Origin of the sequence: Anoxynatronum sibiricum, from assembly GCF_039414295.1 — a bacterium.
GTDB lineage: Bacteria > Bacillota > Clostridia > Peptostreptococcales > Tindalliaceae > Anoxynatronum > Anoxynatronum sibiricum.
In genome coordinates this window covers 1-19951 of record NZ_JBCITM010000003.1, presented here as the reverse complement: position 1 = coordinate 19951, position 19951 = coordinate 1, and the positions used below count along the sequence as shown (strand labels likewise).

The window sequence follows — 19951 nt, the reverse complement described above, 5'->3', positions numbered from 1 at the left end:
GTGTTTTGAATTGGCTGCTGCTGTGGATATGTGCAAACGGTAAAGCTGTCTCATCACCTTCTTGTCTCATTTTTTAGAATATTGCTTTCTTTCTGGTAACTATTGAATTATTGTAACCGATCCCTTTTCTTTTTTCAATCCCATTGGAAATTTTTTTATCTGTAGTATAATGGACATGATATTCAACATCCCCTCATTTTCCGAAGGAGACTCCCATGAACCAGCTCATAGCAACGCTTGCTGCTTTTCTCTGCATTCCAGTTCTGCTTCGCTTTAAAGTTAAACTAAGCTACACCATCGCCGTTACCACCGGCATTCTGGCAGTACTCTCCTGCATTGGCATGCCTGCCGTTGGTCAGGTTGTTGCTGGTCTGTTTACCCACGCCCCTTCCCGGGATACGATTTTGACTGTTTTGCTGGTCAGCGTGGTGGGCGGTACTATGAAACATTACGGTGTTCTGGATCGAATTGTGACATCCATTCTTGCCCTTGTCAGCAGCAAGAAGACGGTACTGGTCATTATTCCCAGCCTTATCGGTACACTGATTATTCCCGGCGGCGCAATTCTGTCGGCCCCCTTTGTGGATGAAATCGGTGCAGATGCCGGTCTGGCACCGGCACGGCGAGCCGCTGTAAATCTGGTCTTCCGTCATGTGGCCATGATTCTTTTCCCCTTTTCATCCACCATTCTTTTGATTCGGTCATCCCTTCCCCATATCAATATTTACTGGGTGCTGCTTCTTACCCTGATTTTTCTGTTGCTGGCACTGACGGTGGCTTACTTTCTTTATCTGAAAAACATTCAACCGGAACCCGCTTCAAAGGATCATCTCACTGTTCACCGGGCCCTTCATTTACGTCATTTGTTTCTGGACACTGCCCCTATTTACGTACCTGTGCTGATTAACGCCGCCACGGGACTCCCCTTCTATATGACTATGCTGGTCAGTATTGGCATTGTGTATCTCCAATCCAACCGTCATCGATTTTTTCAGGTGCTCCGGGAATCTGCCAGCTGGGATACCGTCTTAATTATTGTTGCCGTACTGTTGATGAAAGATATCATTCTCCAAATGGGCGATCTGTTGATGCTCTTTGATGCCATTTTTGCCGCCAGCAACAGTTCGCTCTCAGTAATGGGGGTTTTCATGGCCACCTCCCTGTTTTTTGGGTTCATCACCGGAAACATCAATGCACCCCTGGCAGTGACGCTGCCCATGCTCATACGCATCAGCACAGATATGACCATGGTGCAGCTCCACATATTTGCTTATTTTCTGCTGATCAGCGCCTTTTTAGGGTACTATTTCTCTCCGTTGCACCTTTGTCAGACCTTTACGTTAAAAATGATGAAGGTAACCACCGGTCAGCTCTACCGGGAATACCGGCTCTATGCACCGGCCACCGTGCTGATCCTCATGGTGACCACCCTTTCCCTGCTAACCCTGGTACGATCGTGGTGACTGTAACATAATTGTGACATGTCGCACCCCCGTCCCTCATCCTTCATGAAGCTCTCATTGCCATTACGATTCAAAAAACCCTGTAACGTCTCCCGTTACAGGGTTTTTTGGTATGTGATTTTTCTGGCACAAGCCTTGCAATGCCTATGGTCATATTCTTTTTAAAGGAGGATTCCCATGAAGATTGGCATTGTGGATTATGAAAACTATTTACCGGATCAAAAGATCACCGCAGAAGAATTATCCCCCCTGGTCAACATCCCGGCGGAAATTCTGCGTACCAAAATGGGCATCAGCGAAAAGCATGTGGGTGGTCCAGAAGACCACGCCGCCATGATGGCCGTCAAAAGTGCCCAAAAACTGCTGGAACGAAACCGAGTAGATCCCCTGGATCTGGACATGATTCTTTTTTCAGGCGAAACCTACTGTGAGTACGTGTGCTGGACTGCAGCCATTAAAATTCAGAATGAACTGGGTGCTGATAATGCTTATGCCTGGGATCTGGGATTCCGATGCGCCGGTACACCGCTGGCCCTGAAGGTGGCAAAAGACATGATGCGCAGCGACCCGAATCTCAACCAGGTGCTCATTGCCGGCGGAAACACCAATGCTTACCTCATCGATTACACTGACAAAAATCAATCTTTTATGTTTGACATGTCACCTGCAGGCTGTGCTATTCTGCTGCGGAAAAACCATTTTGAAAATGAAATACTGGAAACCGCCATTATCACTGACCATGTTTTCTGCGACCAGGTCATCGGTAAATGGGGCGGCTCCCTTCACCCCATCGATGAAACCATCGCCGCTGATCCGGAAGCCCTGCGGAAAGCCAATAAGATTCACCTCCCTGATCCCGAAGGAATGAAAACCCTGTTGGGAGAACGTTCTCTTCCTGCCTTCACCGGCGCAGTGAGGCAAGCCGTCGAAAAATCCGGATTCACCACCGACGCCATCGATTTCATCGGAATCACCCACATCAATCCCAAAGCCCATAAAGCCATCATTGCCGATTTGGGACTGTCAGAATCTCAGTCTGTTTATCTCAGCGATCACGGACACTGCGGTCATGTGGACCAGACCCTCTGCCTCCAGCTGGGGATTGAACAAGGCCTGGTGAAGGATGGCAGCCTCTGCGCACTGCTGGGGGCCGGTACCGGTTATGCCTTTGCCTGCACGCTGGTACGGTGGGGTAAAACCGCCGAATAAAAAACCAGTGTCACTTCAGCTCCAGGCAGCTATGTATGTCTGACAGCCGCCGGAACATACCCTTAAAAGAAATAATGAAAATGAAAATCGGAGGGATGCATCATGTCAATTCTGGAAATGTACAACAAGAGAAAAAAAACCGTTGCCGAATGCTTGCAGCTTATTGCCAACGGCGATCATCTTGTTTGCGGACTGGCCGCCAGCGAACCCATGACCCTGCTGGAATCACTGCATGAACTCAGTGATCAAAAAGTCAGCGACCTGCTTCTTACCAACACCCTGCCCATGGGAGCCTACGAGTTTCTTGTAAATCCCAAATACAGCCAAACATTCACCGTCTCTTCCTGGTTTTATACGCCGGTGATGCGCAAAAACAACCACCAGCCCCATATCACTTTTCAGCCCAATCATTTACACCGGGCCATGGATAAACGCCTCACTGCCACTGCCAACCGCCGACCGGTACTGTTAACCACCTGCGCCCCCATGGATCGCCACGGGTACCTGAGTCTTTCCATTGGCAACACCTATGAGAAACAGCTGATTCAGTCAGGAAAAGCGCTGGTGATTGTGGAAGTCAGCAGTCAATTTCCCCGCACTTTTGGTGACAATCAGATTCATGTTTCCCAAGTGGATGCCCTGGTGGAAACCGACAGACCCGTCCCCTGCCTGCCGGTGAATGGCATTAATTCTTATGATGAACGCATTGGCGCCCTCATTGCCGAACGTATTGAAGACGGTTCCACCATTCAGCTGGGCATCGGCGGCATTCCCAATGCCGTTGCCAAAGCACTGGAAGTGCGTCAAAACCTGGGTATTCACACCGAAATGTTCACCGACGGCATGGTTGATCTCATCGAAAAAGGTGCCGTTACCAACAGCATGAAAACCCTCCACCGGGATCAGTCTGTCTGCACCTTCGCCCTGGGCTCTCAAAAACTGTATGATTTTCTTGATGATAATCCCAGTGTGCTCTTTGAACAGGGCTGCTGGACCAACGACCCCTCCATCATTGCCCAAAATCATCAAATGATCTCCATCAACACCACGATTGAAGTCGATTTTGGTGGCCAGTGCTGCTCTGAATCCCTGGGTTATCAGCAGTTTTCCGGTACCGGTGGGCAGGCAGACACGGCCATCGGCGCTCAGAAATCACCCGGCGGCAAATCCTTCATTGCTCTTTATTCCACCGCTCAAATCACCGGTGCCGATGGTGAAAAGAAAAACATCTCAAAAATTGTGCCCACCCTCAAGCCCGGCGCTGTTGTTTCCCTTTCCCGTAACGATGTGGACTACGTGGTGACAGAATATGGGGTGGCTTCCCTGCGGGGAGAGTCCATCGATTCCCGTACCCGTCAGTTAATTGAGATTGCCCACCCGGATTTCAGGGAGGAACTGACTGCCGAGGCTAAAAAAATGAATTTTCTTTAGACTTAGCAACCGGCGAGGAATATGGTAAGATAATAAAGAAGATAACCGTGCAGCAAAGGGCGACAGGATGCTTAATGAGGTGAAACAATGTTCAATGAACAGGCTGACAAACATCTGGAAAAGCTTTTCCAGCACATACCCAAATCATTATTCGACGAACTGCCCCTTCCCATTAACATTGTGGATGAAAACGGCATTGTGGTGGTGATGAACCAGGCTTTTCTCAGCTTTTACGGTGCCCCGGATTTTAAGAACGCACTGGGCCGGCCGCTGCTGGAGTTCGACCACACCACCCGTCTGCCCATCGTGCTGAAAACCGGTATTCCTGAGGTGGGCATCCCCCATCACTTCGCCACCGGCAAAGTGGCGGTGGTGGACCGCATCCCCATTTTTGACGGCGAACAAGTGATTGGCGCTGCCGGTATGGTGGTGATCGAAGGCCTTGAAAGCCATGAAAACGCCAAACGAATCCGGGAATCCATCATTCAGTCCATTCGCCCTGACTGGGACGACAACACCGACCAGCGAAACGCCTCCGGTGCCAAATATCATTTTGATCATATCATCACCCAGTCTCCGCTGATTAAACACTTTAAAGACAGGGCCCGTTCTTTTGCCGCCACCGACCTGCCGGTGCTCATCACCGGTGAAAGCGGCGTAGGCAAAGAGCTTTTTGCCCAGTCAATTCATCACCACAGCGATCGGCGCAACAAACCCTTTGTCAGCATCAACTGTGCTGCCATCCCCGAAACCCTGCTGGAATCAGAACTATTCGGCTATGAAGCCGGTGCATTTACCGGCGCCAGCAGAAAAGGAAAATTGGGAAAATTTGAACTGGCAAACCATGGCACCCTGTTTTTAGACGAAATCGGCGATCTGCCCCTGAGCATGCAGTCCAAGCTGTTGCGGGTGTTGCAGGAAAATCAGGTGGAACGTATTGGCGGCAATGAAGTCAAGTCCATCAATGTGCGGGTGATTTCAGCCACCAACCGCAATTTACATGATAAAATCAAAACCCAGGAATTCCGTTCAGACTTGTATTACCGGCTGAATGTGCTGAACCTGAACATTCCGGCCCTGCGAGAGCGGGCTGAAGACATCGAATTGCTCATCGAACACTTCAGCTCCCTCTTCTATCAAAAGACCGGCATTTATCGAAAATTCAACGCTGAAGTCATCCAGCTTCTCAGTCGATATCCCTGGCCAGGCAATATCCGGGAACTGGAAAACATTGTTTGCCGCATTATTGTCATTGCCGAAGATGAAATCATCGGAAAAGAACTCATTCCAGATGAAATCCTCCAGGAAATTCTGGGTGGTTTTGCCGCTTCCAATGACACGGCTGAGATGCTGGGTGGTCAACCCCACAACTCGCTGGCAGAGATCATCAAACGCATTGAAGTCAAAATCATTGAAGATACTCTTGAAATTTGCGACAACAATAAATCAAAGGCAGCCGATCTGCTGGGAATCGACCGAATGACATTGTATCGCAAATTGAAGGCTCACGACCGTTAATCAGGCTACTGTGATTCTTCAAAAATCCAACTCCTTCGGGTTGGATTTTTTCATTCCCGGAATGTTCCGTCTTTCCGTAACAATTTAGCGCACTGTCGCATTCCTGTTACAAATCGCACCTTCTTTCCAAAGGAAAAGCGTTGAAAAAAAGCGTTTTCAAAACGTTTTCCAACTGGCATGCTATTTGCAATAATAACCTCCAGAAGCGTGATGACCATGGCTCGCGCTCAAAAGGCCGACAGGCAGAAGGAGGGTCGCAGCGGTTGTTTGATTTATCAAGACAAGATGAAGGAGGTCAATGTCATGATTGATATGAAAGATCACAAGACAATGCTGGTGTTGTTGATCACCGCCTGCTGGGTGATCATCACCCTCAGTGGATGGTTTGGCTACTGGTTTTTCGGTTTATGCCTGGGCGTGGTGCTGATGTTGTTACATATGCTCATGGGAGCTGCCCAGAATGGGAAACTCAGCAAGAAGATGTTGCTTTATCCCCTGGTGTCCTGGGCTGTTTTGTGGCTGGCCGGTTTCTACATCGCCGAATACTACTCCCAGGCTTTTATGGGAGTCATGCCTTCCTTTACCATTTTAGGGTTTCATCCGTCTTTTGGAGCGATTGTCATCGCCTACTGGATTGGCGGAATGCTGACGTTAACGGCAGGTCTTATTCTCTATGCATCTGAATGGCTCTCTGAAGATTCCTGGAATGCTTTTAAAGCCAAAATTGAAGCACTTAACCAGGACCATCCCAACGCGTAAGGAGTGAATCACATGACAAATACTGCCCGCTATTCCATTTTGTTTTTTTCAGTCGGTATGATCGTCATTTCCTTTATCATTGGCTGGGCTGCCAAGAAAAAAGCCATTGATCCCCAGTCATTCTTCGGCGGCACTGCCCTTTTTGGCCCTGTTACCGTTGGTCTTTCCACTGTGTCTGCTGTCGCCAGTGCCTTTGCAGTTGTTGGGGTACCCGGTTTGATTTATGGCACAGGCAATACCATGAATTTATGGATGCTTTCTTCCTGTGCCTTTGCCATGGCATACATCGCCATCGGTAAAAAAATTCGGGCCATGGCTGAAATCTACCCCATTGCCAGCCTGGGAGATATTTCTGATATTCGCTTCGACCGGCACCGGGGAATTAAAGCACTCCTTTCTGTCATCCTGTTTCTGGGTGCCATTGCTTATCTGGCTTCTCAAATCAGTGCTTCTTCCACCCTTTTTGCCCACCTGCTGGGATTAAACCCTTATGTGGCCGGGTTCATTATTTTCGGCATTCTCACAGCTTACACCGCCCTCAGCGGTGAAGTGGGTGGTATTTTGACACAGGCATTTCAGGGGCTGGTGATGATCGTAGCCGGCCTTATCATGGTTTTTTCTTTTCTGATCATGACTGGCGGATTTGCCAATGTAGTACAGGTTGTTTCCACCGCGGGTGAAGTAGCCGCCACTGTTGAAGGTCAAGAGCTGGCAAAAGCCTTCTCGCCCAAAATGATGGATGCCTGGGGGGTACTGCCCGGTTCCATTGCCATGACCTGGATGTTTATTCCCATTCTGGGAACCATGGGGCAGCCCCAGGTGCTGACACGCATCTACGCACTAAAAGACCCCCGAGACATGCCTAAACTGGCCGCCTATGCAGGCCTGGGACATTTCGTTATTGGTCTGTTCGCCCTCACCATGGGGTATGGTGCTCTTTATCTGGTAGGCAGCGGCCTGGTAGCGCCTCTTGCCAATAACGATACCGCCATCTTTGCTGTTGCCGACTATGTGGGCGGTTTTTCTCAAATGTTTGTATACGCAGCCATCCTGGCAGCTTCCATGTCCACGGCCAGCATGTTCCTCACCCTTTCTTCCAATATTATTTCCCGGGATCTGCCTTCTGCTTTTGGCGTCAACCTGACCGCCGATAACCAGATCAGGATTTCCCGCATCACGACGTTTGTCATCGGTATCTGCGCCATCTTCTTCGCACTGGCCAGCGGCGAAGCCGTTGCCATTCTGGGTACTTTTGGATGGGGAACCCTGATGTCCGCCACTTTCCCCGTCTTCATTCTGGGCCTCACCTGGAAAGGTGCCAGCTCTCAGGGCGTCTTCTCCGGTTTGGCAGTCGCACTTTCGCTGAACATCGTCTCTCTGATTCTTAATAACCGCGGTTTCAGATGGCCCGGCGGTCTTCCCTGGTATGTCAACGTCATTACAGCAGCCATCGTGGTGACGGTTGTCGTTTCTCTCTTCACCAAAGGATCCGCCAATGAAAACCTGGATCCCCGGGTAGATGCTGTCATCGATCTCTAAACAACGTATACTGCCAATTTTCACCATTCCAACCGAAAGCAAGGTGTTGCTCCATGAAGGTCATTGCCCTTTGCGGAAGTCCCCGCAACGGTAACACAGAATTCTACCTGACTCAGGTGCTGGGTCATCTGAAGGCACAGGGTCATGAGACATCACTGATTCTATTGAAAGATAAAAAGATCGAACAGTGCACCGGTTGCTATCAGTGTATTGAGAACAAAGCTTGCGTGGTGCAGGATGATTTTCAGGCTGTTTTTCAGGAAATGATTGAAGCCGATTGTATCGTTGCCGGTTCGCCGGTATACAACGGTTCCATCACCCCTCGATTGAAAGCGGTGTTGGATCGGGCCGGTTTTTCTGCCCGGTGGATGAAAAATGAGTTGAACACCACTGACAAGAAATACAACTGGGGTCAAATGATTTTTTCCCGAAAACTTTTTGCACCCATCACAGTGGCCCGAAAAACAGGGCAAACATTTGCCTGGTCTCAGCTGGCACTCTGGGCCGGTGTGAACGATCTGATTTTAGTGGGTTCCAATTACTGGACCGTTGGAACTGCCGGTACTTCCGGAAAAATGAATGCCGATGAAGATACTGAAGGCGCGTCTATCATGAAACATCTATCCGACAATTTGCACTTTCTGCTGACAAAAATCCACCAGTAGCCGACCTGAAACGTCTGCCACTAAACAAACCCGCTAAAACGCTTTATCCACAGCTTTTTTGCGCATGATATTTCCGATAACATAACCATTATCAAGGAGGAGGTGGCTTCATGCAGGGAAAAACCATTGATCAAATCAGTCTGGGTGACCGGGCTTCCTTCGAAAAAACCATTACTGAAACTGATGTGTCTCTCTTTGCAGGGCTCAGCGGTGATATGAATCCTGTTCACATGAGCCGGGTGGCTGCCGCAAAGTCCCGTTTTGGCGAACGCATCGCCCACGGGCTGGTCTCTGTCTCTCTGATCTCCTGCGTTCTGGGGATGCACCTCCCGGGACCAGGCACCATCTACCTTGGTCAGGAGATTAAATTCACCCGCCCCGTCAAATTCGGCGATACCATTCGGGTCGAGGCAGAGGTCATTGATATGGTTCCGGACAAAAACCGAGTTGTATTGAAAACCACCTGGACCAATCAGGATGATCAGGTAGTCATTGAAGGAACTGCTACAGTGATGCCGCCAGTGGCATCACCCTCATAAACATACGATACCCATTGGCCACCGGCCGGCTGATTCATCGTGTTATCACCGCCGGTGGCTGAATCACGACTTATTAACGGAGGGATTTATATGAATCGAACCAACCAAACAGTCATCGTCACCGGAGCCGCCAGAGGGATCGGCCAGGCTACCGCTGTTGCTTTTGCCAAAAGAAATGCCCGCCTGGTATTATGCGACCTGAAGCTGGACTGGCTTGAGGAGACAATGGCACTTGTGAAAGAGGCCGGCGGAGAACTCCTGGCTTACGAGGTGGATGTGGTGGACCGGGACTCCATTGCCCGCATGGTAGCAGATGTAACACATCAGTGGGGCCGCATTGATGTGCTGGTGAATAATGCCGGCATCACCGCCGACGCACAGTTGAAAAAAATGTCTGAAGAAGCCTTTGATCAGGTAATTGACATCAATCTGAAAGGCGTCTTCAACTGCACTCAGGCCGTACTGCCTGCCATGCTGGAACAGCAGGATGGCGTCATCCTCAATGCTTCTTCAGTGGTGGGGCTTTTCGGCAACTTTGGCCAAACCAATTATGCCGCCACCAAATGGGGTGTCATCGGCATGACGAAAACCTGGGCAAAAGAACTGGGCAAAAGTGGCATTCGGGTGAATGCTGTGGCCCCTGGATTTATTGCCACGCCCATGGTGGCCAAAATGCCGGAAAATGTACTGGATATGATGAAAGATAAATCTCCCCTGAAACGCTTGGGAAAACCCGAAGACGTTGCCAATGCCTATGTTTTTCTGGCATCAGAAGAGGCCGGATTTATCACCGGTACTGTTCTCAGTGTTGACGGCGGTGTCGTCTTGTAACCTCTGAAGCACGATGACTCCTCTCGCGCAGCATTGTCAATACCCTTGCTATGGAAGTTGTTGAACTGATTAGAGACAAGAGAAACTCCCCTTGTCTCTATATTTGTTGCCAACCAGACCGAGCTGCTCCCATCAAGGCTACTCTCGGGTTTAGAATTACATGAAGAGGCATTTTTTTCATGGCGTCTGTAAACCGTCCCTTCTCCTGGAAATTTTTCAGAAACCCTGGTTCCTTCAGTAAAGACAAGATACGAGGCGGAATTCCGCCGCCAATGTAAACACCGCCGGTGGCCAGCACTTTCAGTGCCAGGTTACCCGCCTCAGCTCCCAGAATACTGACAAAAAGACGCAAGGCTTCCCGGCAAACAGGGCAACCGTCTTCTTTCATCCCTTCCCTGATAATCACTGGAGTGGCATCTGTTGCTGCAATTACTTCTTTCCAAACGTCATCATCTGAAGACAATCCTGCGGCTTGTGCCGCAAAACGATACACATTGGGAAGTCCGATTCCTGCACAGATCCGTTCATAGCTGACATGGTCGTACTGCTGCTGTAAGAAGCGAAGCAGGGCCATTTCTTTTTCATCGCGGGGCGCAAAGTCTGTATGACCGCCTTCCGAAGGATGCGCGTGATATTCTCCCGCAGCCCAGGTAAGATAAGCTTCTCCCAGGCCGGTTCCCGGAGCAATCACTGCCATGGCACCTGTTGGTTCTGCCGCACCGGCGTTGAGGGTTAATACATCATCTTCTTCAAGAACGGGTACGGCTCCGGCAAAAGCCACCAGATCGTTCAAGAGAGTGATCGATTGAAAGTCCAACGCTTCCCTCAGCTCTTTCGCATCCATCTGCCAGGGAAGGTTGGTTACCTCCACCCGGCCTTTGACAATGGGTCCTGCCACGCCAATGGCGCCATGTTTCACCGGAAGAGGATGTTCTTTCAGAAAATCCCGGATCACTGCTGTGAAATGGGGATACTCCCGATTAACAAATGACGCTTCCGCCAATGGCCTGCGCAAGCCCTCTTCCCTGGCAAAAACAGCCAGGTTGGTTTTGGTGCCGCCCACATCCCCTGCCAGCATTAATACTGATTGATTCAACATGATTATTCACCTCCCTGATATTCATCGCAGTCAATTATAACCGCATCATCTTTATAATAGTTCTTTCATTTCTATCATGCGGGTAGTATAAGCATAGCAACGGTTACGCCCTTGTTCTTTTCCCCAATAGAGCGCTGTGTCAGCTTTTCGAATGGTGTGATCAATCTGCTCGGAAAGCAGGTCAAAGACCGTGGCTCCCACGGTAATGGTTAACTGATGACGATTAACGCCATCATTGAAAGAATGGTTTTCCACCGCTGAACGCAGCCGTTCTGCCATCACCATTGTTCCCCTTAAATCCGTATCCGGCAGAAGAAGAATAAACTCTTCTCCTCCCCACCGGGCAACAGAATCCTGTTCTCGCTTTAAACTCAGCATCAGTTCAGCCAGTGCTTTTAAGACATAGTCTCCACATTGATGGCCAAAATGGTCATTGAATTTTTTGAAATGATCCACATCGACCATCAACAATCCAAAGGGTTGTTGATTTCGATTGGACAAGCGAAGCTGATATTCCATTTTTTCGGTGATATCCCGTCGGTTGGGAAGGCTTGTGAGGGTGTCAAAACGCGATAGATACTCCAGCTCCCGATTGGCTTCCCGAAGCGCAGCAGCCATTTTCAGGACACGTTGCTGTTCCTCTTCATAGCTGCGGGAAAAAATCAAAAATAGCACGGTGACACTCAGTGCAGAACCGATCAGGCCATATAGATTGCTATAGAGCAATACCCGGGGATCGGTGATGGGCTTGATCAGTTCGCTGCCCAGCAGGTCCAGGTAAATCATCCAACCTGTCGTGGCAAAAAGAACCAGCAAATAGATCCAGCGCCTGCCCCCCTGGTGGATGGCCATTAGCACCACCGTCAGGTAGGGCACAAAAAAAGGAAAGCCTCCAAAGAGACCTCCGTGAGCCATCCAAAGATAAGGAACCAGTCCGACACAGGCAAATAAAGAGGCTGCAAGAATCGGCCCCCTAAAACGGCCATAACTGACCGCATACCAAAAAAAACCGCCAATGATAGCCGTCATGGCAAAGGGTGCCAGTACCCTGTCTACTGGTGTCCGATAATACAAATTGGCTGCACCTGACAAAAACGTCAACAACATGCCGATCATCAGCAGCGTGAGAAAAATCCGCTGTTCCAGTCTGCTGTTAAGATTTTTATTGTTTGGCAATCCCCTGATCTTTTCTTTCATTGGTAAACCGCCTGTCTCAAATCTATCGTTTGAATGTACCGGCCATGGCTTTTCCCGGGTAAAGTAAGATTTAACACTCTGTCTCATCTATTGCCATTATAAAATGTGTCGTCTTGAACGTCAAACTTTTGTTCGTTTTTACAGGTGTTCATTTGAATCGGCATTTTGCTGATATAGGATGGATTTCACCATTTCCTTTCGAATCTCCCACAGATTCGCCTGCACCCGGAAAATATCCCACTGGTCGATTTCAAAAACACGCGACCAGCTATTCATAATCTCTGTGCGTTCCCGGGCATAAAAATGTGCCGTCTTGTGATCAAAAAATGAATACACGTCACGGTGGCCCCGGCGCCTCATTTCTTCCCGGTAAGTCTGGGCATCATCAGAATCTTTGGGAATATAAAGGTGGTTCAGCACATAATCCCATTTAACACTGTCAAAGTAGATGACTTCCGATTCATCCACCTCCAGCACATACACCACTGTTGCTTCAGTTGGACGCAACATGTTTGCCTCGCTGACTGAGCACCAGACAGGAAACAACACGTCAGCCGGTTTCGGAACTCGCTGGTTTGCCGCCTGAACAAACCAGCTGTAAAGAGCTGCAATGTAGTCGGAGATTTCTTCAAATTTCTCCTTCAAATGTCGGGGGGTGATGCGAATAACCCCATTCATTCTAAGCTCCTCGAGGCTCCGAATGTCTTGTCGTGTCCACAGTGTCACTTTTCCTGAAATGGGATTCCGATTCGGATTCATGTTCCTCACCATCTTTCTTGGTTCAGCCTGATTGATTCGGCTACTGATGTTGATGTTCAAACACAGATTCAAGCTGTTGGTAAACAAAATCAGGAACTGCACCAAAGAGCCCCCAGCGCATAGAATCCTGATAGTTTTCCATTAACAGAGTAAAGTATTGGATCATAGGTCATGGCAATATGGCCATCCTGATAGTCCACCTGTACTCCGAAGGATTCGCTAAAGTCTCTGAGAGGAATAAAGGCTCTCCCCTCTAAGATCTGAGGCGCTGCATTCATTTCCCGCCCACTTCCATTGAAAACTGCCATTCTTGTCCCCACCGTCATCACCAGTTCGACCCCGTCAGCGGTGGCTGTGATTCGTTGGGTCTCTTCCTGCCAGTCGACATCGATACCAATGGCTTCTGCCAAACGTCTGAAAGGCACCAGTGTTCTTCCTTCCCAAACCACCGGCGCTGTTTCACCAAAGATAATAGGCTGTCCATTCAACGAAATGGTCAGTGAATTCTGAGCGTATATGGGCTGCAAGAGCGATATTGCCATCAATATCAGTAAAACGATCACCACTGTAAACATCCCATTCATACATTGATGTGCCGCTTTTACCTTTAGAGAATCTTGGTGCTGTCGCTTCATTGTCTGCCGCCTCCTATTTAAATCATTGCTTGCTGGTGTCAATTGACTGGCATTTTTTCACCGTTCCTGATACCCTTCATCCTCAGGCAGGTCTTCCGCTGAAGCAGCCTGCTTCACCAGTTCATCACATCGCTCATTTTCCGGATGACCACTGTGGCCTTTCACCCATATAAACTCAATCTCATGCTTTTCGATGAGTTTCAGCAACTTTTCCCATAAATCAATGTTCTCTGCCATATCTCTTTTGTTCCGCTTCCAGTTGTTGGCCTGCCATCGCTTTGCCCACCCCTTGGAAACACCGTCCACCAGGTATTTGGAGTCACTGTACAGCTTAATCATACAGGGATATTTCAGGAGTTCAATGGCTTGGATACACGCAGTCATTTCCATTCGATTGTTGGTGGTCATCCGAAACCCGCCAGAAATTTCTTTTCTGTGGTCTCCATGCACCAGAATGGCCCCATAACCACCTTTCCCCGGATTACCCAGAGCCCCGCCGTCTGTATAAATCTTCACTTCTTTCATGGTTTCCATCACGCCTTTCAAAATTGCTGGATCTGACTACTTCTGATTCAGTATGAATCAGCCTGTTTCGACCGGTCGTTTCAGATTGTTTGCCATATACATTTTCGACATTACTTTTCAAAACCCTTTTTTACCATATCATTAAATCACGAAGATTTCACCTGCCGGTCCGTGCTGATGGGTCCTGCCACAACTTTGGTGAAATCGTATTATCTTCTTTGTTTCCTTCGGATATCTGTGTAAGCTGTCTGCTTTTTCGAAGAATTTCTTTACTTCTTTTGACAATTCTGTTCAAAGTGATAGAATTAACATAGGTGCAGTTTGGCAGCAACTGTGTCATGTCATATTTTCTATCAAAGGAGTGTGAATTATATGATCAATTGCAGCAAAGAAAGACTGCAGGACAAGATTCAAACTTTTAGTCAGTTCGGTGATACTGGAAATGGTGGCATTACCCGGTTATGCTTCACAGAGCCAGAGCTACAGGCCCGTGCCGAGTTCAAAAGACGTTGTGAAGCGCTGGGAATGGAAGTCAAAACCGACGACGTGGCCAACATGTATGCGACTCTGAAAGGTACTGAGGATCTGCCGGCCATCGCCATGGGTTCTCACCTGGACTCCGTTATCAAAGGCGGCAATTATGATGGTGTTTTAGGTGTCCTCACAGGCCTTGAGGTGGCAGAAACCATCGTGAAAGAAGGCATCAAGACCCGCCATCCCATCACGGTGATTGCCTGGACCAACGAAGAAGGCTCTCGTTTTGGACCAGCCATGATGTGTTCAGGAATCATCACCGGCAAATTTGACGAAGCCACCATGATGGCTTCCAAGGATAAAGAAGGAGTTACTTTCAAAGAAGCCCTTAAAGCCAGCGGCTACAAGGGTGATCAAAGCAACCGGTTTAAGGCTGATGATTACAAGGCTTTCTTCGAACTCCATATCGAGCAGGGACCAGTGCTGGAGGCTGAAGGCAAAGAAGTGGCTGTACTCGGCGGTGTTGTGGGAATGGTTAACTACGAGTTCATCACCAGAGGACAAGCCAACCACGCAGGCACCATCCCTATGCCCATGCGTAAAGACGCTCTTTATGCCATGACTGCCGTTATCCAGTATCTGCATGACGAACTGGACAAGCTGGACTCCAAGCTGGTTTATACCACCGGTGAATTCAGCGGCGCCCCCAATGTGCATACTGTTATCCCCGACTATGTACGTATTACATTGGATTCGCGTCATCAAGATCCCGAGGTCATCAAACAAGTGGTTGATGTGATTCATGCCGTGCCAAAAGAAATGCATGGCTGCCCAGTTACCTACCGGGAACAGTGGGCACGAAACACTGTCCATTTTGATCCTGCATTGGTGAATTTGGCAGAAGAAACAGTCAAAGAACTGGGCTATTCCTATAAGGTTATGTATGCTGGAGCCGGGCATGATGCCCAGTTCATTGCCGACATCGTTCCTTCTGCCATGCTCTTTGTTCCCAGTGATACCGGCTACAGTCACTGCGAAAAAGAACATACACCTGTGGAGCAATGCTGGAAAGGGTGCAATGTGCTTCTCAATACCGTTCTGGCCCTTGATAAAAAATAAGCAAAATATCATACCACGTAAAACAGCAGCCCTGCTCTCCTGAGTGGGGCTGCTGTTTTATGTGGTAATCATTGTGATCTTTAGAGAGTGGCATTCAATGCTTCCTGAATGGCCTTTTGATGATCGGCATCCACCCGGCCACTGCTGTGGCCTTTGCTTCCCACAAAATGAAGGTCCACATGACCATGCATGTTATTCCCTTTCACTTCGTCAAGATTGGTTCCTTTGCCAAAGCCGCCGCTTCTGTTATTCACTGTCTGCAGCGCCGGAAGGTCATCCCTTCCTGCGTGGGGCATGGATGCAATGGAAGCTGCAATGCGAAGACCGTGCACTTCCACAATCACCGGTCTTCTGGACCAGTTCCATTCACCGCCTGCCACTTTCTTAAAGATAGCTGTATCTTCTTTTGTCAGCGTTTCAACATCGGCGTGATTGGTGCCATAGGTGCGCTTCACCTGGTACGACAACCCTGTCCACACATCAACAATCGTGGCCACATCACCCCTGGCAAAAAGATGCTCCACCTCACCAAACCAGGAAAGCGCCTTGATTTCTGTCTGACTGTTGGCATTTACCCTCGAACCACTTCCTCTGGTAACAGCAACCTCCGCCATTTGCTCCGGCGACTGAACGAATGTGGTGATCATGGAAAGCGTCTTGGCTCCAGCGATCCCATCTGATGTTAATCCATGCTGTTCCTGAAAAGCGGCGACTGCTGATTCTGTCACCTGTCCAAAATATCCCGTGGGTTCTGTTGTAAAAAATCCCAATGCTTGCAAATGTTGCTGCAACTCCTGCACTTCCTGCCCCGACATTTCTCTTTTCAAAAGGCTATTTTCCGTGAAAGCATCTGCCTGTAACGGTAACCATAATGCCATTATCAATACAGTGATAACTCCCACCCGCTTAATCTGTTGATTCATAGACATATGTAACCTCCCGAAGTGTAATTACCGGCCAATCCCGGTACATTCCGGGTTATTGTATCATACTTCGGCCTTCATGAGAAACCCCTTAACCAGCACCGAACCTTCAAAAGACTGAAATCAGAGAAAGACAGCCCTATAAAAAAGAAATATATGCTCCACTTCTTATAAAATCGAGATGATGATAGTCAATCATCTGTAAGCCTCTCACGGATTATCTGGATTGAGTCACCGAATAGATATGTACCAACCGCTTATGAGAAAGCTCCGTTTATGTTGATTTTTCTTTAGAAATGGGTATGCAGAGAAGTAATATCAGAGACCTTTTTCCACCTCAAACCAGCCGACAGCAAGAATAGTCGACATATTTTCTGTACCCGTTCATCATCATGTTGTATAATAGGGAAAATGAGGTGAAGCCCATGTACGCCCTCAAACCCATGACCACCGAAGATTTGATGACACTGGACCGCCTGATGCCAGTGCCTTTTGTGATGATCAATCTGAGCGACCCTCTCTATGTCAGCTCGTTGTTTCGAAAGCTCACGGGTTTTTCAGGTGATGAAATCACTTTTCGCCAGAGCCTTCGTGTCATTCATCCTGATCAGCGGGAAATGTTTTTCATGCGCATCGTCGATATTCTGGATCACCCGGAGGCATTGGAATCTGCCGGGCTCAAATCCAATCACCTGATTAAGGAAGTATGCCTGCTAACCCCTGAGGGACCCCATTGGTTCGATTATCATTTTACCCTGGTTCATTATCAGGGAAAGCCCTGCATCCTCGCAACACTGAATGACGTGACATCGAAAAAGCTGAACCAGCAGGCACTTGGTCGGCTCATTAATCTGAGAGAAGCCATGCTGGAAATCACTCAATCGGTGATTGGTGTCGAATGTTTGGACAACATCTATGATCTGGTGTTGAAAAAGGCCATTCAGGCCATTGACGCAGCTGAAGTGGGTTCTATTATGCTGCGGGAAGGCAACTTGCTTAAAATGGCGGCTCACCGGGGTTTCAAGAATGAACTGATTGATCACTTTCAACTGCCCATTGAAGAATCTTTCCTTTACAAGGCCACCAACGGTAAACTGAACTATATTGCCAAAATTGATAATATTTCATCCTTGGACAATGTTTACACCATTCCTCTGGAGGATGACGGTGACCGCACCATCAAGTCTTCCATCACTGCTCCCATTTTCATTGAAGGCGACTTTTTCGGAGTGGTCGATGTGGAATCCACCCGTTTAGCGGCGTTTTCTGATGATGACCTGAAAATCATGCAGTTCATTCGTAACCATGTGGAAATTGCCATTGCCAATTATCTGCTATATGAAGATAAACGGTATTTATCTCAATATGACTCACTCACCGGAATTTACAACCGCACGTTTTTTGAGGAAGTTTTCAACCAGGTGCTGGATAAGGCTGAACGGTACCAGGAAATGTTCCATTTAGTACTGTTTGACTTGAACTGCCTGAAGGTGGTCAATGACCACTTGGGACATTTGGCAGGTGACCAGTTGATTAAGCGTTTTGCTGCGGGTTTAAAACGAATCACACGAAAAAGTGATGTGATGGCCCGCTATGGCGGCGATGAATTTGTGGGCATTTTTTATTATACTGACGAAACTCATCTGCACCAAAAAATGCTGGATTTTCTCAGTGAACTGGAACAGGAAGAAATCATTATTGATGACACGACCATCCATAACTCCTTCAGCTATGGAATTGCCACTTATGACAAAGACGGCACCACCCTGCAAGAAATGGTACGCGTCGCCGATTTGCGCATGTACGAATTTAAGGATGCCTATAAAGCCGCCCGACCTGCCATCTTCTCGATTATGAAAGACTTTGGGAACAAGCAGCCTTGACCTTGCCACCATCTGAAGCACCCGTTTTTCTGATCAACCATCATCAGCCCATGAATGTCAGCATTATTCCCTGTATCAGTCCGATGAGCATTCCCAGGAAGCCACCGATCCACTCGATCTGTTTTAGTTCCCGGCTGGCGACTGCCATCACCATAGCTTCCAGCCGCTCCATGGGGAAAGCATTGATCTTCTCTTCCACCATGGCGGCCAACTTTATACCGGCCGCGCCTTCTTCCATCATGTACTCCAACAGTTCATTCAACAAACGGTCACTTTCCCGATTCATCAGATCGCTGACAAAGTGATCCACCGGTTTTTTCATCACGTCTTTCAAAAAAAAGGGCACCCGCTCCATCATCATCTCGTTGAGATAGAGACGGAGAAACAGCTTCAACTCTTCTTTCTGCTCAGGCCGGGCAAAGGCCTGCAGAATATCTTCCATTGAAAGCAGTTCTGTTTCAATCTGAACTCCCACACTCCTTGCCAGCTCAGCCTTACGCCGGGGAATGAGCCCCTGAAGATTAAAGCCAGGTATGGGTGTTCCCACAGGCATGTATGGCTTAAACAGCAATCGGATGGCCAGTCGGTTGGTCAACCAGCCGATGAGGCCGCCCACCATCATCATTAAGAGCCAGCTTAATCCCATCATCGAAACTCCTCCTTACCTTTATCATATTGTAACACATCTTTCACTGAATTCATTCAATTTGCCCGGTATATTTGCTCATCTCTGGGTATCAATGTAACAACCAATTTTACTGGACCGAAAGGAGCGAACAACAATGAGAATTCTGGTATGCGTAGACGGTTCAAAAGAAAGCATGAAAGCTGTGGTAAAAGCCGTAGAAATTGCCTCCGGTTGCCGCATTGATCACGTGGCTGTGCTTCATGTGTATGAAAAACTGACCATGACAGTCGTTGAATATGCGGATGAACAGTATTACGTACAAGAAATTAAAAAACTGGAAAAAATGAATGAAGAAATGGTGGCGCACCGCCAAAAAATTGTGGAACATGCTTCCATGCGTTTCCGGGAGAAAGGAATCGAGGCTGAAACCATGTTGAAAGAAGGACATCCTTCTCATACCATCTCTCAAACCGCTGAAGAAGGCAACTATGATCTGATCATCATGGGGAGCCGCGGTGGCGGTGGATTTAAAAAGCTGCTGCTGGGCAGTGTCAGTAACGCGGTGATTCAGGAGACCAGCTCCAGCGTATTAGTCGTTAAATAATCAAAGACCCTCCACTTCGGAGGGTCTGAGGTTGTTGAAAAAGTCTATGAAAATAGGCTTTTTTTCTTGCAATCAAAAAGGAGATTCGCCCCTTGATGTCGAATATAGATATAAGGGGTGATTCGAATGATGACAAAGAGAGACCATGTTC

The 19951-nt window shown here is 48.3% G+C and carries 19 protein-coding genes; 12 read left to right on the top strand and 7 right to left on the bottom strand.

Going from position 1 to position 19951, the window contains the following annotated elements; genetic code table 11:
• Nucleotides 1–215 precede the first annotated feature (215 nt).
• The 9 genes from AAIG11_RS03790 to fabG all read left to right on the top strand — a co-directional run bounded on the left by AAIG11_RS03790 (nucleotide 216) and on the right by fabG (nucleotide 9954).
• Nucleotides 216–1463 carry a DUF401 family protein gene (locus AAIG11_RS03790; protein WP_343184951.1) on the top strand — a complete coding sequence of 416 codons (1248 nt, stop codon included), beginning with the start codon at nucleotides 216–218 and terminating at the stop codon, nucleotides 1461–1463.
• 177 nt (nucleotides 1464–1640) lie between these two features.
• Nucleotides 1641–2672, top strand: coding sequence for a 3-oxoacyl-ACP synthase (locus AAIG11_RS03785; protein WP_343184950.1), 1032 nt, complete (start codon nucleotides 1641–1643; stop codon nucleotides 2670–2672).
• Nucleotides 2673–2774: 102 nt separating this feature from the next.
• Nucleotides 2775–4103, top strand: a complete 1329-nt coding sequence (locus tag AAIG11_RS03780; protein WP_343184949.1) for an acetyl-CoA hydrolase/transferase family protein — start codon at nucleotides 2775–2777, stop codon at nucleotides 4101–4103.
• Nucleotides 4104–4190: 87 nt separating this feature from the next.
• Entirely contained in the window at nucleotides 4191–5621 is a 1431-nt protein-coding gene (locus tag AAIG11_RS03775; RefSeq protein ID WP_343184948.1) for a sigma-54 interaction domain-containing protein, read from the top strand.
• Between the two features lie 303 nt (nucleotides 5622–5924).
• Nucleotides 5925–6380 (top strand): hypothetical protein, encoded by a 456-nt coding sequence (locus tag AAIG11_RS03770; protein ID WP_343184947.1) that lies wholly within the window; start codon nucleotides 5925–5927, stop codon nucleotides 6378–6380.
• Between the two features lie 12 nt (nucleotides 6381–6392).
• Nucleotides 6393–7919 carry a sodium:solute symporter family transporter gene (locus AAIG11_RS03765; RefSeq protein WP_343184946.1) on the top strand — a complete coding sequence of 509 codons (1527 nt, stop codon included), beginning with the start codon at nucleotides 6393–6395 and terminating at the stop codon, nucleotides 7917–7919.
• A gap of 53 nt (nucleotides 7920–7972) precedes the next feature.
• Nucleotides 7973–8584, top strand: coding sequence for a flavodoxin family protein (locus tag AAIG11_RS03760; RefSeq protein WP_343184945.1), 612 nt, complete (start codon nucleotides 7973–7975; stop codon nucleotides 8582–8584).
• A 110-nt stretch (nucleotides 8585–8694) separates the two neighbouring features.
• Nucleotides 8695–9123, top strand: a complete 429-nt coding sequence (locus tag AAIG11_RS03755) for a MaoC family dehydratase (protein ID WP_343184944.1) — start codon at nucleotides 8695–8697, stop codon at nucleotides 9121–9123.
• Between the two features lie 90 nt (nucleotides 9124–9213).
• Nucleotides 9214–9954 carry a 3-oxoacyl-ACP reductase FabG gene (gene fabG / locus AAIG11_RS03750; RefSeq protein ID WP_343184943.1) on the top strand — a complete coding sequence of 247 codons (741 nt, stop codon included), beginning with the start codon at nucleotides 9214–9216 and terminating at the stop codon, nucleotides 9952–9954.
• A 97-nt stretch (nucleotides 9955–10051) separates the two neighbouring features.
• On the opposite strand, the gene glk is transcribed toward fabG, so the two are convergent.
• From glk to rnhA, 5 genes are all read right to left on the bottom strand, one after another.
• On the bottom strand, nucleotides 10052–11053 hold the full coding sequence (gene glk, locus AAIG11_RS03745) for a glucokinase (protein ID WP_343184942.1): 1002 nt from the start codon (nucleotides 11051–11053) through the stop codon (nucleotides 10052–10054).
• Between the two features lie 51 nt (nucleotides 11054–11104).
• Nucleotides 11105–12250 carry a GGDEF domain-containing protein gene (locus AAIG11_RS03740; protein ID WP_343184941.1) on the bottom strand — a complete coding sequence of 382 codons (1146 nt, stop codon included), beginning with the start codon at nucleotides 12248–12250 and terminating at the stop codon, nucleotides 11105–11107.
• Between the two features lie 138 nt (nucleotides 12251–12388).
• On the bottom strand, nucleotides 12389–13009 hold the full coding sequence (locus AAIG11_RS03735) for a DUF3841 domain-containing protein (protein ID WP_343184940.1): 621 nt from the start codon (nucleotides 13007–13009) through the stop codon (nucleotides 12389–12391).
• Between the two features lie 89 nt (nucleotides 13010–13098).
• The gene (locus AAIG11_RS03730) at nucleotides 13099–13644 is read right to left on the bottom strand and encodes a copper amine oxidase N-terminal domain-containing protein (protein ID WP_343184939.1); all 546 of its coding nucleotides are present in this window, start codon (nucleotides 13642–13644) and stop codon (nucleotides 13099–13101) included.
• A gap of 57 nt (nucleotides 13645–13701) precedes the next feature.
• Nucleotides 13702–14169 (bottom strand): ribonuclease HI, encoded by a 468-nt coding sequence (gene rnhA, locus AAIG11_RS03725; RefSeq protein WP_343184938.1) that lies wholly within the window; start codon nucleotides 14167–14169, stop codon nucleotides 13702–13704.
• A gap of 372 nt (nucleotides 14170–14541) precedes the next feature.
• Between rnhA and AAIG11_RS03720 the strand changes: the two genes are divergently transcribed.
• Nucleotides 14542–15762, top strand: coding sequence for a Zn-dependent hydrolase (locus tag AAIG11_RS03720; protein WP_343184937.1), 1221 nt, complete (start codon nucleotides 14542–14544; stop codon nucleotides 15760–15762).
• 80 nt (nucleotides 15763–15842) lie between these two features.
• Here the strand turns inward: AAIG11_RS03720 and AAIG11_RS03715 are convergent, their stop codons facing one another.
• Entirely contained in the window at nucleotides 15843–16691 is an 849-nt protein-coding gene (locus AAIG11_RS03715; RefSeq protein ID WP_343184936.1) for a peptidoglycan-binding domain-containing protein, read from the bottom strand.
• 419 nt (nucleotides 16692–17110) lie between these two features.
• Between AAIG11_RS03715 and AAIG11_RS03710 the strand changes: the two genes are divergently transcribed.
• Nucleotides 17111–18568 carry a sensor domain-containing diguanylate cyclase gene (locus AAIG11_RS03710; protein WP_343184935.1) on the top strand — a complete coding sequence of 486 codons (1458 nt, stop codon included), beginning with the start codon at nucleotides 17111–17113 and terminating at the stop codon, nucleotides 18566–18568.
• A 43-nt stretch (nucleotides 18569–18611) separates the two neighbouring features.
• Here the strand turns inward: AAIG11_RS03710 and AAIG11_RS03705 are convergent, their stop codons facing one another.
• Nucleotides 18612–19217, bottom strand: coding sequence for a DUF445 domain-containing protein (locus AAIG11_RS03705; RefSeq protein WP_343184934.1), 606 nt, complete (start codon nucleotides 19215–19217; stop codon nucleotides 18612–18614).
• Nucleotides 19218–19350: 133 nt separating this feature from the next.
• On the opposite strand from AAIG11_RS03705, the gene AAIG11_RS03700 reads away from it, so the two are divergent.
• Nucleotides 19351–19800, top strand: a complete 450-nt coding sequence (locus AAIG11_RS03700) for a universal stress protein (protein WP_343184933.1) — start codon at nucleotides 19351–19353, stop codon at nucleotides 19798–19800.
• Nucleotides 19801–19951 lie beyond the last annotated feature (151 nt).

Excerpts from the sequence above, each read along its gene's own strand:
- AAIG11_RS03790 (WP_343184951.1), top strand. The coding sequence starts at position 216 with ATGAACCAGCTCATAGCAACGCTTGCTGCTTTTCTCTGCATTCCAGTT.
- AAIG11_RS03785 (WP_343184950.1), top strand. The coding sequence starts at position 1,641 with ATGAAGATTGGCATTGTGGATTATGAAAACTATTTACCGGATCAAAAG.
- AAIG11_RS03780 (WP_343184949.1), top strand. The coding sequence starts at position 2,775 with ATGTCAATTCTGGAAATGTACAACAAGAGAAAAAAAACCGTTGCCGAA.
- AAIG11_RS03775 (WP_343184948.1), top strand. The coding sequence starts at position 4,191 with ATGTTCAATGAACAGGCTGACAAACATCTGGAAAAGCTTTTCCAGCAC.
- AAIG11_RS03770 (WP_343184947.1), top strand. The coding sequence starts at position 5,925 with ATGATTGATATGAAAGATCACAAGACAATGCTGGTGTTGTTGATCACC.
- AAIG11_RS03765 (WP_343184946.1), top strand. The coding sequence starts at position 6,393 with ATGACAAATACTGCCCGCTATTCCATTTTGTTTTTTTCAGTCGGTATG.
- AAIG11_RS03760 (WP_343184945.1), top strand. The coding sequence starts at position 7,973 with ATGAAGGTCATTGCCCTTTGCGGAAGTCCCCGCAACGGTAACACAGAA.
- AAIG11_RS03755 (WP_343184944.1), top strand. The coding sequence starts at position 8,695 with ATGCAGGGAAAAACCATTGATCAAATCAGTCTGGGTGACCGGGCTTCC.
- fabG (WP_343184943.1), top strand. The coding sequence starts at position 9,214 with ATGAATCGAACCAACCAAACAGTCATCGTCACCGGAGCCGCCAGAGGG.
- glk (WP_343184942.1), bottom strand. The coding sequence starts at position 11,053 with ATGTTGAATCAATCAGTATTAATGCTGGCAGGGGATGTGGGCGGCACC.
- AAIG11_RS03740 (WP_343184941.1), bottom strand. The coding sequence starts at position 12,250 with ATGAAAGAAAAGATCAGGGGATTGCCAAACAATAAAAATCTTAACAGC.
- AAIG11_RS03735 (WP_343184940.1), bottom strand. The coding sequence starts at position 13,009 with ATGAATCCGAATCGGAATCCCATTTCAGGAAAAGTGACACTGTGGACA.
- AAIG11_RS03730 (WP_343184939.1), bottom strand. The coding sequence starts at position 13,644 with ATGAAGCGACAGCACCAAGATTCTCTAAAGGTAAAAGCGGCACATCAA.
- rnhA (WP_343184938.1), bottom strand. The coding sequence starts at position 14,169 with ATGAAAGAAGTGAAGATTTATACAGACGGCGGGGCTCTGGGTAATCCG.
- AAIG11_RS03720 (WP_343184937.1), top strand. The coding sequence starts at position 14,542 with ATGATCAATTGCAGCAAAGAAAGACTGCAGGACAAGATTCAAACTTTT.
- AAIG11_RS03715 (WP_343184936.1), bottom strand. The coding sequence starts at position 16,691 with ATGTCTATGAATCAACAGATTAAGCGGGTGGGAGTTATCACTGTATTG.
- AAIG11_RS03710 (WP_343184935.1), top strand. The coding sequence starts at position 17,111 with ATGTACGCCCTCAAACCCATGACCACCGAAGATTTGATGACACTGGAC.
- AAIG11_RS03705 (WP_343184934.1), bottom strand. The coding sequence starts at position 19,217 with ATGATGGGATTAAGCTGGCTCTTAATGATGATGGTGGGCGGCCTCATC.
- AAIG11_RS03700 (WP_343184933.1), top strand. The coding sequence starts at position 19,351 with ATGAGAATTCTGGTATGCGTAGACGGTTCAAAAGAAAGCATGAAAGCT.